At 70.0% G+C, this 14787-nt stretch carries 13 protein-coding genes, 2 pseudogenes and 1 riboswitch; of the genes and pseudogenes, 6 read left to right on the top strand and 9 right to left on the bottom strand.

Annotated elements, in window-relative coordinates; all coding sequences use genetic code 11:
- Window positions 1-65: 65 nt before the first annotated feature.
- Entirely contained in the window at window positions 66-2180 is a 2115-nt protein-coding gene (locus tag ACGF3C_RS28995) for a copper resistance protein CopC (RefSeq protein ID WP_393226839.1), read from the bottom strand.
- 121 nt (window positions 2181-2301) lie between these two features.
- Window positions 2302-2519, top strand: a riboswitch (cobalamin riboswitch).
- A gap of 195 nt (window positions 2520-2714) precedes the next feature.
- Between ACGF3C_RS28995 and ACGF3C_RS28990 the strand changes: the two genes are divergently transcribed.
- A complete protein-coding gene (locus ACGF3C_RS28990; RefSeq protein ID WP_393226924.1) occupies window positions 2715-3161 on the top strand; it encodes an acyl-CoA thioesterase in 447 nt (148 codons plus the stop codon).
- 282 nt (window positions 3162-3443) lie between these two features.
- Window positions 3444-3653 carry a hypothetical protein gene (locus tag ACGF3C_RS28985; RefSeq protein WP_393226837.1) on the top strand — a complete coding sequence of 70 codons (210 nt, stop codon included), beginning with the start codon at window positions 3444-3446 and terminating at the stop codon, window positions 3651-3653.
- Here the strand turns inward: ACGF3C_RS28985 and ACGF3C_RS28980 are convergent.
- Window positions 3610-3714: pseudogene (locus tag ACGF3C_RS28980) on the bottom strand (IS5/IS1182 family transposase); the annotation flags it as partial. The gene ACGF3C_RS28985 and the pseudogene ACGF3C_RS28980 overlap by 44 nt on opposite strands.
- A 217-nt stretch (window positions 3715-3931) precedes the next feature.
- Between ACGF3C_RS28980 and ACGF3C_RS28975 the strand changes: the two are divergent.
- The 3 genes from ACGF3C_RS28975 (at window position 3932) to ACGF3C_RS28965 (ending at window position 7254) form a co-directional block, all read left to right on the top strand.
- Window positions 3932-4912 carry a helix-turn-helix domain-containing protein gene (locus ACGF3C_RS28975; protein WP_393226835.1) on the top strand — a complete coding sequence of 327 codons (981 nt, stop codon included), beginning with the start codon at window positions 3932-3934 and terminating at the stop codon, window positions 4910-4912.
- A 269-nt stretch (window positions 4913-5181) separates the two neighbouring features.
- Window positions 5182-5508 (top strand): DUF6355 family natural product biosynthesis protein, encoded by a 327-nt coding sequence (locus tag ACGF3C_RS28970; RefSeq protein ID WP_355006211.1) that lies wholly within the window; start codon window positions 5182-5184, stop codon window positions 5506-5508.
- A 669-nt stretch (window positions 5509-6177) separates the two neighbouring features.
- Window positions 6178-7254 (top strand): cellulose binding domain-containing protein, encoded by a 1077-nt coding sequence (locus ACGF3C_RS28965; protein WP_393226833.1) that lies wholly within the window; start codon window positions 6178-6180, stop codon window positions 7252-7254.
- 252 nt (window positions 7255-7506) lie between these two features.
- Here the strand turns inward: ACGF3C_RS28965 and ACGF3C_RS28960 are convergent, their stop codons facing one another.
- On the bottom strand, window positions 7507-8058 hold the full coding sequence (locus ACGF3C_RS28960) for a GNAT family N-acetyltransferase (RefSeq protein ID WP_393226922.1): 552 nt from the start codon (window positions 8056-8058) through the stop codon (window positions 7507-7509).
- A 135-nt stretch (window positions 8059-8193) separates the two neighbouring features.
- Window positions 8194-8322, bottom strand: a pseudogene (locus tag ACGF3C_RS28955) (transcriptional regulator); the annotation flags it as partial.
- Between the two features lie 110 nt (window positions 8323-8432).
- Between ACGF3C_RS28955 and ACGF3C_RS28950 the strand changes: the two are divergent.
- A complete protein-coding gene (locus tag ACGF3C_RS28950; RefSeq protein ID WP_357224031.1) occupies window positions 8433-9332 on the top strand; it encodes an ABC transporter substrate-binding protein in 900 nt (299 codons plus the stop codon).
- A gap of 84 nt (window positions 9333-9416) precedes the next feature.
- On the opposite strand, the gene ACGF3C_RS28945 is transcribed toward ACGF3C_RS28950, so the two are convergent.
- The 5 genes from ACGF3C_RS28945 to ACGF3C_RS28925 are packed head-to-tail and all read right to left on the bottom strand — an operon-like array spanning window position 9417 to window position 14550.
- Window positions 9417-10097, bottom strand: a complete 681-nt coding sequence (locus ACGF3C_RS28945) for an ATP-binding cassette domain-containing protein (protein ID WP_357224028.1) — start codon at window positions 10095-10097, stop codon at window positions 9417-9419.
- The gene (locus ACGF3C_RS28940) at window positions 10094-11098 is read right to left on the bottom strand and encodes an ABC transporter ATP-binding protein (protein WP_357224025.1); all 1005 of its coding nucleotides are present in this window, start codon (window positions 11096-11098) and stop codon (window positions 10094-10096) included. The genes ACGF3C_RS28945 and ACGF3C_RS28940 overlap by 4 nt, the downstream gene beginning before the upstream one ends.
- Window positions 11095-11979, bottom strand: coding sequence for an ABC transporter permease (locus tag ACGF3C_RS28935; RefSeq protein ID WP_357224022.1), 885 nt, complete (start codon window positions 11977-11979; stop codon window positions 11095-11097). Before ACGF3C_RS28935 ends, ACGF3C_RS28940 begins: the two co-directional genes overlap by 4 nt.
- Window positions 11972-12991: an ABC transporter permease gene (locus ACGF3C_RS28930; RefSeq protein WP_357224019.1), complete on the bottom strand. Its 1020-nt coding sequence runs from the start codon at window positions 12989-12991 to the stop codon at window positions 11972-11974. The genes ACGF3C_RS28935 and ACGF3C_RS28930 overlap by 8 nt, the downstream gene beginning before the upstream one ends.
- Complete coding sequence (locus tag ACGF3C_RS28925; RefSeq protein WP_357224041.1) at window positions 12961-14550, bottom strand: ABC transporter substrate-binding protein; 1590 nt, start codon at window positions 14548-14550, stop codon at window positions 12961-12963. The genes ACGF3C_RS28930 and ACGF3C_RS28925 overlap by 31 nt, the downstream gene beginning before the upstream one ends.
- Window positions 14551-14787 lie beyond the last annotated feature (237 nt).

Raw genomic sequence — 14787 nt, 5'->3', positions numbered from 1 at the left:
GTGTTCTTCCTCCGATGGTTGCTGCTGGGAGGTTGGTCGGCCGCAGCAGGGAGAAAGTTCCGGGCTCAGGGAACGTTGATCGTGAACTCCCCGGTGTGCACCTTGCCGGCGACCTGGAAGTCGAAGAAGGCCCGGTACCGGCCTGAACTCGGCGCGGTCAGCCAGAACTTCACAGTCCCGTCGACCAGCTCCGGCTCGGGGTGCACGTGCACGTAGCCGAGGTCACCCTCGCGAACCACCACCAGGTGCCCGTACGCGGCAAGGTATCGCTCCAGCTGCGCGGGCGTTGCCGTGTCGGCGCTGGCGACCTGGAAGTGGATCGGCGCCGTCACACCCACCGTCGGGGTGCCGGTCATCGACACCGTGTACGGACCAGCCGTCGCCCGCGCCTGTGCCGGCGGCAGCGCGGTCGGGGTGTGCGCGCCGGGCACTGTGTGGTCGACGCCCAGCACGAGCGGCAGCGGCGTGCCGTTGGCAGTGGTGACGGAGAAGTCGGCGTAGACGCGGTAGCCGCCGGGTCGGGCCAGCGTCATGGGGACGCTCCAGGTGCCGTCGGGTGCCATCGTCGGGTGCAGGTGCTGGTAGCCGGTCAGGTCACGGCCCACGACGATCATGTGCAACGGCTTGTCGTGGACGACCGCGAAGCGGGTCGCCGGCTGCCGGTCGGTGCCGACGATGCGGAAGCGGTAGTCGGCGCGTACCCCGGCGGGTTGGGTTCGTTCCAGCGGTTGCAGCGTGTACCCGCCGGCGCTGACGGTCGTCCCGGTGGCCAGCGTCTCGCCCGTTCCGCCATCACCCCGGTGGGTGTGCGGTCCGGTGCCCGCCGGGTGTTGGTGTCCGTCGGCCGCGGACCCGGCCGGGCCGGAGGCGGGCGGACCGCCCGCCGGTTGCCGGGCGTTGTTGGCGGCCGGGCCCTCGTTGCCGCTGATGCGCGCCAATCCGAAGCCGCCGAGCAGGGCCAGCACCAGGGTACCGACGAACAGTGCCAGGCTGGTGTTGCTCAGCCGGGATCCGGGCGTCGCCGTGGCGAGATCCGGGTCGGGCGATGTCCCGGAGTCGACGGGCGGTCGACTGTCCGTCGTGGCGGGGGCTTTCGCGTCCTCACCGGTCGGAGTTGGATCGACAGCGACGCCCGTCCGAGCCACGACGACGGCGGTGTCCTTGCGCGCGGCCGGCACGGCGTTGGGTCGCCGCTTACCGTCCGGGGTCTGCGTACCGCTGCCGGTCGCCGCGACGCTCCTGTCTGCGTCGGTCCTGCCACCGGCCGCTCTGCCGCCGCCGGTCCTGGCAACGGCGGGCTTGCCACCGGCGCCCTTGGCACCGGTGGCCTTGGCGCTGGCGATCCTGGTGCCGGCGGTCCTGGTCCCGGGACGGGTGCCGGCGCCGCGTCGAGCGGATGTCGCCGACGCGGTACGGCCCCGGCCGGTGGCTCTGCCGGTGGGGGTCGTCCGCCGACGCCAGACGACGAATCCGGCCGCCGCGGCCGCCACGGCGACCACCGCCAGGCCGACCCACGCGACCGCTCCGGGGCCGCTCTCGTCAGTCGATCCGGTCGGCGCAGCCGCTGCCGCGGACGGCGCAGCCGCCGTCTCGGCCGCGACTGTCGGCACCGCCGACGCCTGCCCGGACGACCCGTGCTGCTCGGCGGTGGCCAACAGCGCCGGATCTGGCTGGGTCGACGACGGGCTCCACCCCTTGGGCGCCGCCGTCACCGGCCCGTCGTAGCGGAAGGTCAAGGTGCCGCGCACGGGGTCGCCGTCCGAGGCGACCGACAGGTAGCTCACCGAGTACTGACCCTTGGCCGGCAGGTGCGCGACCGCCACCGTCGCGGGGAACCCGGTCGTGTACTCGCGTGGCTCGAACTGGCCGTTGACCAGGAAGTACTCGCGCACCGGCTTGTCCAACGGCTTCGGCTCCCCGTACGACCAGCCATTGTCGACCCGGATGCCACCCGGCGCGGTGATCGTGAAGAACGCGTTGGCAGCGGCCTTCTCGGTGAAGAACAGCTGCACCGACGTCAACGGCTCGCGCACAGTGGCGCCACCCGCCGGCGTGGACATCGCGAGGGTCCCGTGAGCTACGGCGGGCTGGGCGGACGCGAGGAGAGCGACCGCCGAGGCGAGGAGGAGCGCGAGGAGGCCCGAGACCACCCGCCCAGGAATCTGAGGGTGACGACGCATCTGAATATCCTCACTGGGCGGAGACTTTTTACAAGAGGTGACGAACTTTTTCCTCACATGGCTAAAGCCGAACACCTCCCGGGTGGTCGGCCGGGCTGAGGGGCCGTCGCCCCTGGCCAGCTATGCTCCCGGTGGCGCTGGTTCGCCCGGTCGTGAGCTGGCCGGGCGTCGTAAGAGGGAACCCGGTGGGAATCCGGGGCTGCCCCGCAGCGGTGAGTGGGAACGACCGCCGTCATCAGCACTGGGCCAGTGGCCTGGGAAGCGACGGCCAGTAGGGGACCGGCGTGGAGCCGGTCGGGCCCGCGAGTCCGAAGACCTGCCCGCGCCGCGTACACGACCGTGTGCGCTGCCGTCGGCCTCGCGGGTGGGCTGAGCGGGTGACGTGCCGGGGCGGCGTGCGCCGGTGTGTCCTCGTCAGCGTGTGCCCGTGTTCCGGCGGTGTGGTTTCCCGAGGGACGGACTACCGCTGTGCACGACACCACCACGATCGCCGGCCGAGCGCCGTCGGCGTCGCACCTGACCCTGTCGCAGATCATGGACCAGCACCACACCAACCTGATGGGTACGGTCCACGGCGGCCGGATCCTCAACCTCATCGACTCGGTGGCCGGGGTGGTCGCCGCCCGGCACTCGGATGGGCCGGCGGTCACCGCCGCGATCGACGAGACCGCGTTCCTGCGCGCGGTGCGGGTCGGCGACGTCGTGCACGTCGACGCCCGGATCACCTGGGCCGGCCGCAGCTCGATGGAGGTCGCCGTCAAGGTGACCGCCGACCGGTGGGACCGGGCGGTGCCGCCCACCGACGTGGCCACCGCCCACCTGGTCATGGTCGCCATCGACGACGACGGCCAGCCTCGTACGGTGCCGCCGCTGCTACCGGAGACCGACGGTGACCGGCGGCGGTACCGGGAAGCGGAGATCCGCCGCGAGCACCGTTTGGCGCTGCGGCGCGCGCTGCTCGACGGTGCCGAAGACGACTGACCCGTGCGCGGTGCGCCCGTCGCGGCGACGTCGCGGTCCGAGGAACCTGCCCCGCCGTCGATCTGGTCGGATAGCGTCCACGTGAAGTCTCCAGGGCTCGCTGGCCGAGTACGCCGCCGTGGACGCCCGGCTGCTGGCCCGCAAGCCGAACGCACTCTCGATGCGGGAGGCCGCCGTGTTGCCCTTGGCGGCGGTCACCTCTTGGGAGGGGCTGGTCGACCGGGCCGGAGTCCGCGCCGGGCAGAAGGTCCTGTGCACGGCGGTGTCGGCGCTGTGGGATACGTGGGCGTGCAGCTTGCCCAGGCGCGCGGCGCCGAGGCATACGCCACGGGTGGGCCGACGAGCATGCGGGTGATCGAGAGCCTGGGCGCCGTGCCGATCGACTACACCACGAGCAAGGTTGAGGAATACGTCGAAAGGCACACCGGCGGCGAGGGGTTCGACATGGTCGTCGCCACCGGTCGCGGCGGCGGGTGCGTTCGGCGCGGATGAGGTCGGCCAGGTGGTTCATAGTGCGGCTGGACAGCGCGACCGCAGACGGGTAAGACAGCACAGCGAGGCTCCCGGTTGGGGCATCGGACCTTGGTCGACTGCTGTCTTACCGGGAGCCTCGTCCTATGTCGACACACGCTGCCTGCCACCCATCGCGACCAGGCCCATCACGATGAAAAGCCCTCAATGCCTGACCCGCGCCATATCCTCGCAACGCCGCTATATCGACGCCAAGCTATCGTGATCTGACCCCTGCAGCGACAGTGCGAAGGTGAGTCATGGACGTAGTCAGCACCAGCGAGGTCCCGGTTGAAGACGGGTTCGCCTTTTGGCGCGAGGTAAACTCGAAGCTCTGGGTGCCCTACGATTTACGCTGTGAATCGCAGCGGGAGCTCGGATTTCGGGCTCAGGTCGGAATTAGCGAGTTCGGTCCCGTGCAGGCGACATTAATGACCACGATGCCGCACTCGGTCCACCGCACTCCCAAGCTCATTCGGCAGGCCGATCCCGAGGTGTTCAAGCTGGGTTGCCTTGTGCGTGGTGGCGGCATGATCACGCAAGACGGCCAGCGCACAGATTTCGGCGTGGGGGACCTGATACTGTATGACACCTCCCGGCCCTACCTGGCCGAATTCACCCCGGATGTGCCGGTTAGTCAGCTGCTGCTCCTGCGCTTCCCGCGCTTGTTACTGCCGTTGCCCCCTTGGGAGTTGCGGCGCCTGAGCGCAGTTCGCATCCCTGGCGCCCAAGGTATCGGCGCGTTATCTTCACAATTCCTGCTGCACCTTGCCCGGCACATGGACGAACTCAGTCCGTTGGACGCCGCCCGGCTGTCCACCCTCACCATTGACGTGTTGACAGCGGCACTGGCCAACGCGCTGGACGTCCAAAGCGCGGTGCCCTCCCACACCCGACGGCGAGCGTTGATGGCTCAGATCCACGCCTTCGTCCGAGAGAATCTGGGCGATCCGCGCCTGACACCGGACGCGATTGCCGCAGCGCATCACATCTCGTTGCGATACCTGCACAAGCTGTTCCACGAGGAAGGGCACACGGTTGCCGGCTGGGTCCGCGAGCGTCGCCTGGAGCAGTGCCGACGCGACCTCGCCAACCCCCAACTAGGCGCGCGCCCGATCCACGCGATCGCCGCCCAGTGGGGGTTCACCAGCCCGGCGCACTTCAGCCAGGCGTTCCGCAGCGCCTACGGTCTTTCGCCACGCCAGTTCCGCGAGCAGTGCGCGGGAGTACGCGCAGACTAAAGACTTGTGCGCTTACCAGTAACGACAAACCTGGCTGCGGCCTGCACTCTTATCTTAAGAAATCCGCTCAGTCAGGGTTGAATCTGATCCGGCTTACGGAAGAAGGTTCACTTGAGCGTGTTGCATCGATGCGTGTTTTCGCGATGAAAGGAGCGCGAGGAAGTACATCGATCACTTCATGCAGCCAGCAGCATCATCCAGGCCGCAGCGGCGGCTGACAGGAGACCATCGTGAAAATGTGGTGCAGAACGGCGTTTCGGATCTCGGCAGTGACCGCGATCCTCGGCGCACTCACCCTGTCCGGGACCGTGGCACAGGCAAGTCCGGGTGCCAGTTCCCGCCTGTCCCAACCCGAAACCACCGCGGTTTCGGAGCAGGCCAAGCCCGGCAGCGAGGACGTCGCCGCGCAGGTTTGCGGCTACTACGAAGACGCGGTAACGGCCTGGTACAACCACTGCGGGAACACCCATGTGCTCATCTACGTCGACGCGACGTGGCCCCGCGACGACTGGACCTGGTGCATCGGCCCGGGAACGTGGGACATCGGCGGCGCCAACGCCGTATCCAACGCCTGGTACTCGGGTCAAACTTGTTGAACCGCCAGCCAGGCGCTGCGCGATTCTCTACCTGCCTTCGGTGGTTGCGGATCAGGTCAGCGAGGCAAATGAGGGTGCGGTCGGACAGGGGAATCGCGGCAGGGTAGGACAATAGCGAGGCTTCCGGTTGGAGCATCGGATCTTGGGTCGACTGCTGTCTTGCCGGGAGCCTCGCCCTACGTCGATCCCTGCCCCCCCACCCCACCGCCGTGACCAGCCCCGTCACGATGATGGAGGTGCCTGAACGCTTCGAAATGGAGCAGCACTTCAAGAATTCCGCTACCACGCCGCCCCGGAACGACGGCCAACCGCCCTCATGATCGGGGTGGAGGTCCGTGTCGACTCGAGGGATGCTGCCATCGTTGCGGTGTTAGCCTGCGCGGCGGCAGCACCGTGATCCTTCATACGAAAGGCGCTCGAAGAGCGCGGCGCGCAGGAATTATTGACGCGAAGTCGTCCAGGACCTGGCGGTCAGTCGCGGTCCGGGCGGGAAGCTGTGCTGTCCACTCTTCTGCCTGCTCGGCGCTGTGGCCGCTACCGATCAGCCATGGGCGGGCTGTCCGTTGTCCTGCCGGCGGCAGGACTGCCGTGCGCGCCTTGACAGGAAGGCGGAGCAGCAGGACAGTCGACATATTCATAGACGTTTAACTATTTACGGCGAGGTGTGCCATGCGGAAGTCGCTGACTGCTGTGGCCGCCATCGCTGTTGCCATGGTCGCGATGATGGCCGCGATCTCACACGCCAGTGCGGCGAACGCGGCGGCCGGGTGTCGGGTGAACTACGTCGTCACCAGCCAGTGGACCGGTGGCTTCCACGCCGACATCGCGGTCACCAACGTGGGTGACCTAGTCAACGGGTGGACGCTGCGGTTCGCGTTCCCTGCAGTCGACCAGCGGCTCACACAAACCTGGAGCGCCACCTGGGCCCAGGCGGGCCAGCAGGTCAGCGCGACCAATCTGGGCTGGAACGCGACCCTTGGCACCAATGGCTCCGCGAACATCGGTTTCGTTGGCGCCTGGTCGGGCAGCAACCCCGTACCGGCGTCGTTCACGCTCAACGGCGTCACGTGCACCGGCGGCGTCCTGCCCAGCGTGACGCCGACCCGGACGACCACACCGCCGGTCGCCGACTGGCCGGCGATCGTCACCTGGCTCAGCCCGACCGCCGGCGCGGTGTACACCACGCCGGGAACCATCCCGCTGGCGGCGACCGCGACCGTGGGAGGCGGACACAGCATCACCTCGGTGTCGTTCCGGGTGGACGGCGTCACGGCGGCCCGGGGGGTGAGGACGACCGGTGACCGGTACGAGGCGCTGTGGACACCACCGATCGGGGAGCCCGGCACCAGCACCACCTTCGTGCTGTACGTCTCGGCCGGCACCGACCAGTCGCTGTCTGGCGCTGCGCCGCCGTTGCTGGTCACGGTCGTGACGCCGGCGTCCACCGGCACCAACCACCCGCCGGCGGTGGCGTTGAGCACCCCCGGCGGGCAGACCTACTTCCTCGAGCCGACGACCGTCACGCTGGTCGCCGACGTCGCCGACACCGACCCCGGGGACCTCGTCAGCCGGGTGGAGTTGTACCTCGGCGCAACCCGGCTGGCCGTGACGCCGACCAACAGCGGACAGCGCTACCAGTTCCAGACGGCCCTGTCGGCCGGCACGTCGTCCACCTTCACCGTGCGGGTCCATGATTCCCACGGCGGCATCGGCATCTCGAACCCGCTGACCTTCACCATCCGTTAGCGCCTCGGCCCTCCGTTCGTCGAGGTCGCCCCGTTCCCGCAGCAACCCCGCCAGTTGCGGGCCACTTGGAGCGGCTGCCGGCCGTGCGGGACCGCTTGTTGTCCGCGGCAGATCAGGATACGGCTCGGACAGCCGAACAAACTTCTCGCTTGGAAGAGGGGATGAATAAGGCTGTAGCCACCACCCACGCCACCGGTTCGCCTCCATGCTTGGAGCACCCTGTGGGGCACCTCACAACTGTCGAGTGCCCTCTCAGGCCGGTATGGCGAGAGTGCGGTTGTACTCATCGCGGGTGATCGCATAAACGCGGGTCGGGCGGTTGCAGGAGGGGTCGATGGTTTCGCGGTCCAGCCGCATTCCGAGTTTCTGCATGACACGTTCAGATGCGTCGTTGCCGATCTGGTGGATGCTGAGGATCCGATCGAGTTCTCGATCGACGAACGCGAAGTGCAGCGCTGCGTGGGCGGCTTCGGTGGCGAAGCCTTGGCCCCAGTACGGTCTACCCAGCCGCCAACCGATCTCGACTGCGGGCATAACCTCGGGCAGGAAGGTTGGGATCGCCAAGCCGGCAAAACCCGCCAGTTCGCTGGTCTGGCGGACCTCGACCGCGAACAGCCCGAACCCGTGTTCGTCCCAGGCGCGTTCGCAGCCGGTGATTCCCGCCGCCGTGCGTTCTCGATCGGCAGGCGTCCCGTTGCCGATCCAGCGCATGACGTCCGGATCCGCGTTGATCGCCGTCATGGGCGTGATGTCGTCATCGCGCCAACGGCGCAGCACGAGTCGTGGAGTTTCGAGTCTCGCCATCGTCCTATCTTTCATGATCCGCACTATCGCCGTCCGCTGCGGGCGGATCGGGCCTGGTTGCCGCTCGACTCTGCCGGAGGTCCGCGGCTCAGGCTCAGTGTCCGGTTCGCTCAAATCGGTGAGGAGGCTGTGGATGCGTGCGACCAGCAATGCCCAGATGTTGTGGATGTTGAGGTCGACGAATGGGTGCTCTGGGTCGAGGCGGTGGATCAGGTGCCGAAGAAGGATTGAGCCGTGCCAGTCAGCGAGTGCTTCGGGCATGAAGCCAGTCGAGGCGTGCTGAGCCGAGGCGGTCGTTGATCAGGCTGATGGCCGCCGCGGTCTCGCTGTACGGAAGTGGACGTGGCTCGGTCGCGCCTGGTAGGCAGGCGGTTGTGCGCATCGTTTCCCTGCTGCCGGCGGCCACGGACATCGTGGCCATGCTCGGCCTGACCGGGCACCTGGTTGGCCGTACCCACGAGTGTGACTGGCCGCCGGGGGCCCTGGCCGACGTCCCGGCGGTGACCGCGACGTCCCTGCCGGAGACCTTGACGAGCCGGGAGATCTCGGCGGCGATCGCCGGTGACGCGCACCGAGGCTCGTCGTTGTACCAGCTCGACGTCGCCATGCTGGAGGGCCTGAAGCCGGATCTGATCCTGACCCAGGATCTGTGCGACGTGTGTGCGGTCTCCTACGAGCGGGTCAACGACGCGGTTGGTCTGATCGATCTCGACACCAGGGTGATGTCCCTGGAGGCGCGGACCATCGACGGGATCCTGGACACTGTCGATGCCGTGGCGGCGCTGACCGGCACCGAAGGCAGGGCGGTGGAGATCCGAGCTGACGCCGAGCGTCGCCTCGCCGCGTTGCCGGGGCCGGTGCCCGGCGCGCCGACGGTGCTGTTCGTCGAGTGGCTCGACCCGTTGATGCCGGGCGGGCACTGGGTTCCGGAGCAGATCACCTACGCGGGTGGGCGGTCGCTGCTGCTCGGGCCGGGTGCGCACAGCACCCCGCACCCGTGGTCGGTGGTCGCCGACCTGGCCCCCGACGTGGTGGTGTTCGGGCCGTGCGGGTTCACGCCGGAGCGAACCGTCGACGAGCTGTCCGTGGCGACCGCGCAACCCGGCTGGGCGGACCTACCCGCGGTGCGTGCCGGGCAGGTGTGGGTGGTCGACGGGCCTGCCTACTTCAACCGCCCCGGCCCACGGGTCGTCGACGGCGCGGAGATCCTCGCCGCCATCCTCGCCGGGCGTCCCGACTCCCGCGCTCGGCGGGTGCCTCTCGACGTCGGCTGACGCTGTCGCGCCCGAGTGGCGGAGGCGGACCTCCGATGCCGATCGTCCGTTGCCCCCGGCATTCGCAACGCCCCGGAGCGAGGGTCAGGTGCGCGCCCCCGCCGTGCCGGCGAGGTCGACGATCCGGTCACTCCAGTGGTCCAGCAGGGTCTGGTCGTGGCTGATGACCAGCACCCCGGCCTGCCGGGTCCGCTGGTAGTCGCGGATGACGGCGGCGACGTGCGCCTGAGTGGAGGCGTCCAGCATCGCGGTGGCCTCGTCGCAGAGCAGGTAGTCCGGGCGGTGCGCCAGGGCCCGGGCGAGGCAGGCGCGTTGCAGTTGCCCGTCGGAGACGGCGTGTGGCCGTCGGCTGCGCAGGTCGGCGGTGAGGCCGACGAGGTCGGCGAGTTCGGCGACCCGTTCGCGGACCGCCGGCTCGGGCGTCCGGGTGGCGCGTAGCGGTTCGGCGATCAGGTCGGCGAGGCTCAGTCGGGGGTCGGCGGCGGCACGTGGGCTCTGGAAGAGGGCGGCGACGCGGGTCCGCAGGGCGACCGGTACGGCGTACCGGACGCCGTCGACCGGGGTGCCATCGATGCTGACCCGACCCTGATCGGGGCGGTGCAGCAGGGCAAGGACCCGAACCAGCGTCGACTTTCCGCAACCGGAGGGCCCGCGCAGTCCGACCGTCTCTCCGCGGCCGACCCGCACTGTGACGCCGTCGAGGACGACCTGGCGGCCGTAGGAGACGGTTACCTCGTCGGCGAGCAGGTGCTGCGCACTGGTCACGTGGTGGCTCCGGTGGGGATCGGGTGGTGGCACGCCACAGTGCCACCACCGGCGACCGGTGTCGGCTCTGGTCGGTCCGCGCAGGTGTCGGTGCGGCGCGGGCAGCGGGGCGCGAACGCGCAGCCGGGTGGCAGCGCGGTGAGCATCGGCGGGTCGCCCGGCACCGGCCGGAAGGCCCGGTCCGGCAGGGCGTCGAGCAACGCCGAGGCGTACGGGTGGGTCGGCGCGGTGAAGAGCTGGTCGGTGGCGCGGTGTTCCACGATGCGGCTGGCGTACATCACGGCGACGGTGTCGGCCACCCGTTGCGCGGCAGCCAGGTCGTGCGTGATGAGCACGACCGCCGAGCCGTTGTCGCAGCGACGTCTCAGCAGGTCGAGGGTGTGGTCGACCAGGGGTCGGTCCAGCCCGGTGGTGGGCTCGTCGGCGATGAGCAGCGACGGGTCGGGTGCCAGCGCGAGCGCGGTGACCAGACGCTGTGCCATGCCACCGGAGAGCTCGTGGGGGTAGCGGTCCAGGTCCGCCGGGTCGAGCCCGACATCGACAGCGAGCTGGTCGGCGTCGGCGCGGTCGCGGCCGTGCGCCCGCAGCGTCTCGGCGAGCAGTCGGCGTCCGGTGCGTACCGGGTTCAGGGCGGTGGCCGGGCTCTGCGGCACCAGCCCGACGCGGCGCCCGCGCACCCTGCGAGCCAGGTGGCGCTGACCGCAGGTGATCAGGTCGACCGGTTCGCTGTCCGGGTCGTGCAGGACGGCGTGGCCGGTGGTCGTTGCGTTGCCGGGTAGCAGGCCGAGCAGGGCGTGGGCCAGGACGGACTTGCCGCAGCCGGACTCGCCGACGATGGCCAGCAGCTCGCCGGCCCGTACGGTGAGACTGAGATTGCTGACCGCACGCACCGTCGTGTCGCGGAGCCGGAACTCGACGCCGAGGCCGTCCACTGTGAGCAGTGGCTGACCCGCGGCGGCGCGGGGAGACGCCGGGGCCGCAACGGAATCGGTGGTGGTCACAGGTGCAGCTCCGCTCGGATCCGGGGATCGAGGCGGTCGCGCCAGCGGGCGGCGAGGACCGCGATGGCGAGGGTGGCGACGACGATGACCGCGCCCGGTGCCAGGCTCGCCCACCAGGCACCGGTCAGCAGCGACCCCTGGCCGTCATTGATCATGTTGCCCAGTGAGGCGAGGTGCGGAGGCAGGCCGAGGCCGAGGAACGACAGGGCGGTCTCGTGCCACACCGCGTGCGGGATCATCAGGGTGGTGGCCAGCGCCAGCCGGGGCAGGACGTGCGGCAGCAGGTGCCGGGTGAGGACCCGGAGTCGGCCGGCCCCACCGCTGATGGCGGCGTCGATGAACGGTCGGGTCCGCAGGCTCAACAACTCGGATCGGACGATGCGGGCGGTGGAGAGCCAGTGGGTGAGCCCGACGGAGGCGATCACGGCACCGAGGCTGGGACGCAGCATGGCGACGATGAAGATGCCCAGCAGCAGGTGGGGCATCGCGGCGATGGTGTCCACGACCCGCATCAGGATCCGGTCCACCCGGCCGCCGAGCGTGCCGGCGATCCCGCCGACCACGCCCCCGAGAACCGTGGCCACGAGGGCGGCGACCGCGCCGACGAGCAACGAGACCCGCAGTCCGTAGACGGCCCGGTGTGCCACGTCGCGGCCCAGGTCGTCGGTGCCGGCGAGGTGGGTCCAGGACGGTGCCAACCGGGTCTGGTCCAGCGCGACCGCGCTCTGGTCGAGTGGCCAGACGAGCGGTGCGAGCAGCGAGCCGGCGACTGCCACCAGCAGGACCAGACCGGCGACGACGACACCGGTCTGGCCGGGTCGCAGCCGCAGCCGGGACCGGGCCAGGTGGAGCAGCGGCGGTCGGGTGACAAGGTCAGCCATCGAGTCGCACCCTCGGGTCCGCGGCGGCGTAGGCGAGGTCGGTCGTGAGGTTCGCGGCCAGCACCACGGCGGTGGTGACCAGCGTGATCGCCGCCAACAGCGGGAAGTCGCTGCCCAGCGCGGCGGCCACCGTGACGGCACCGAGGCCCGGCAGCGAGAAGACCGTCTCGACGAGCACCGCCCCGCCGACCAGCTCGGGCAGGTGGGTGCCGACCAGGGTGAGGAACGGCAGCAGCGCGGTCCGTAACGCGTGCCCGAACAGGACCGTCCGCCCGGGCAACCCGCGGGCCCGCGCCGCGAGCACGTGGTCGTCGCGCATGCTCTCCGCTACCGCGTCCCGAACGAACAGCACGAACCACGGCGCCTGGGAAACAGCCAGCACTCCGACCGGCAGGATCAGGTGGTGCGCCACGTCGCCCCAGGAGGTGCTGGTCGCCGTGACATCGGTGAGCCCGCCCGCCGGAAACCAGCCCAGGGCCAGCGCGAACACGGCGATCGCGGCCAGGCCCAGCCAGAACACCGGCATCGACTCGACCGCGTAGGCCGCCGCCCGCAAACAGCGGTCGAACAACCCACCCCGGCGGTACGCGGCCAGCGCGCCCAGCAGCAGACTGCCGACCAGGACCAGGGCGAGGGTCACCCCGATCAGCAACAGCGTCCAGCCGGCCCGGGCCGAGAGCACCGAGGCGACCGGCTCGTGACGACTCGTCGACCAGCCCAGGTCGCCCTGGACCAGATTGCCGATCCAGCGCAGGTACTGCACCGGCAGCGGGTCGTCGACACCCCAGTTGGCACGGATCTGCGCCAGGTTCTCCTCGCTGGCGGTGAAGGCCGCAGCACCCGCGTACTGCTTGGCGGGATCGACAGGCGAGGCGGCCCCCAGGGCGAACATCCCGATGCTCGTGGCGGCGAGCACGGGCACGGCGACCAGGAGGCGGCGTCGGACCACCGCCCCGGCCCCGGCCAGTCGGCCGGAGCGGGTCACGAGCGCGTCCAGGTGTTGATGTTCCACCAGATGCTGTTCGCCACCCCGTGCTCGTGCGCCTCGACCCGGGGGGCCGCGCCCTGGACGGAGGACTTCAGCACGTAGGTGTGCCGCAGGTAGGTGAGGAACAGCCACGGCACGTCGGCGGCCAACTGCTTCTGGAACTGCGCGTAGGCGGCCTTGCGGAGAGCCGGATCGATCTGGTCACGGCCCTCCTGCAGAGCGCGGTCCGTCACCTCGGAGCGGTACGAGCCAGGGTTGAAGTAGCCCTGCCCGGCGAACTGGGAGCTGAACAGCTTGTACGAGACGAAGTCCGGGTCGTACGGCGTGCCGTAGCCCATCAGCAGGGCGTCGGACTTCATTCGCGGGTCGATGGCGTCCCAGGTGAGCCCGGCCGGGGTGACCTCGATTCCGATCTTCTTCGCGTCGGCGGTGACGGCCAGGGCCAGGTCCTTGCGCAGGGTGTCGGTTGCCGGGTACATCAGTGTGAACCGGGCCGGCCGGCCGTCCTTGGCCCGCACCCCACCCGCACCGGGTTTCCAGCCGGCCGCGTCGAGCAGCGCGCTCGCCGCGGTCGCGTCGGCGGTCGGCGTGCCGACTGTCGATGGGTCGGCGAACTCGGAGGTCGGGGGGACCGGCCCGAACGCCGGCTCGCCGGCGCCACCGAGGATTCCGGAGACCATCGCGGCCCGGTCGACGGCGAGGTTGAGCGCCCGGCGGACCGCCGGGTCGGCGAGAACCGGGTTGCCCATCGGCAGCATCACGCCCCGGTAGTCGGCGGTCGGTACCCGCTGCACCCGGTACGCGGTGTCGGAGTCGAACCCGGAGGCGAGCTTCGGCGGCAGCTCGGCGGCGTCGAACTCGCCGGCCCGCATCCGCTGGGCGCGGACGTTGTCGTCGGCGACGAACGCCACCACGACCCGGTTGTTCGCCGGCCGGCCACCGAAGTAGCGCTCGTTCGCGGTGAGCACCAGCCGGTCACCCGGCGTCCAGGACTCGACCTTGTACGGCCCGGTCCCGATCGGCTTCCGGTTGAACCCGGTGGTGTTGATGTCCTGCCCGCTGAGCAGCTTCGACGGCACGATGCCGAGGGTGAGTCGCTGGAGGAACGGCGCGTACGGGTAGCGCAGCCGGAACACGACGGTGGCCGCGTCGGGCGCGGTCACCGACTCCACCATGTCCAGGTCGGAGCGGAGCGTGGAGTCCACAGTCGGGTCCAGCACCGCCTGGTAGGTGAAGGCGACGTCCGCCGCGCTCAGCGTGGTGCCGTCGTGGAACTGCACCCCGTCACGCAGCTTCGCGGTCACTGTGCGTCCGTCGGCGGACAGCTCCGGCAACGCCGTGGCCAGACCGGCGACGAGGCGGTTGTCGTCGTCCCGGCTGACGAGGCCGTCGAAGATCAGCGAGGCGCCGTCGACGCCGTAGTTGAGCACCGGGTTCAGCGCGTCCGGCTCGTCGGAGGTGGCGACGACAAGCGTCGCGCCGCCGGATGTGCCGTTGGGGATGGCCGGGGTCGAGCAGCCGGCGAGGACGAGCATCCCCGCCGCCGCGGTCGCCGCCACGAGGCGTCGGAGGGTCGGACGCATCCGGGTCACAGAGGGCTCCTGTGGTGTGGGGAGGAATCGGTGGTCGGGTGGGCGGAGCGCCGGAACCGTTGATCATCACGGTGGCACAGTTGCAAGACTTTGGCAATTACCAAAGCCATGCATTATGTCGTTTCCGCGCCTCATCCGACCAACCCTCAGCCGGGCGGGTGGCCAGCGGCCGGCGGCGCCGTGACCGTCCGTAGCGGTCCGCAGATGCCTCGAAAACCGACACTGTCC

It is taken from the genome of Micromonospora sp. NPDC047762, from assembly GCF_043204655.1.
Lineage (GTDB): Bacteria > Actinomycetota > Actinomycetes > Mycobacteriales > Micromonosporaceae > Micromonospora.
This window is presented reverse-complemented; position numbering and strand designations above follow the sequence as displayed.

Excerpts from the sequence above, each read along its gene's own strand:
- ACGF3C_RS28995 (WP_393226839.1), bottom strand. The coding sequence starts at position 2,180 with ATGCGTCGTCACCCTCAGATTCCTGGGCGGGTGGTCTCGGGCCTCCTC.
- ACGF3C_RS28990 (WP_393226924.1), top strand. The coding sequence starts at position 2,715 with ATGGACCAGCACCACACCAACCTGATGGGTACGGTCCACGGCGGCCGG.
- ACGF3C_RS28975 (WP_393226835.1), top strand. The coding sequence starts at position 3,932 with ATGGACGTAGTCAGCACCAGCGAGGTCCCGGTTGAAGACGGGTTCGCC.
- ACGF3C_RS28965 (WP_393226833.1), top strand. The coding sequence starts at position 6,178 with ATGCGGAAGTCGCTGACTGCTGTGGCCGCCATCGCTGTTGCCATGGTC.
- ACGF3C_RS28960 (WP_393226922.1), bottom strand. The coding sequence starts at position 8,058 with ATGGCGAGACTCGAAACTCCACGACTCGTGCTGCGCCGTTGGCGCGAT.
- ACGF3C_RS28935 (WP_357224022.1), bottom strand. The coding sequence starts at position 11,979 with ATGGCTGACCTTGTCACCCGACCGCCGCTGCTCCACCTGGCCCGGTCC.
- ACGF3C_RS28925 (WP_357224041.1), bottom strand. The coding sequence starts at position 14,550 with ATGCGTCCGACCCTCCGACGCCTCGTGGCGGCGACCGCGGCGGCGGGG.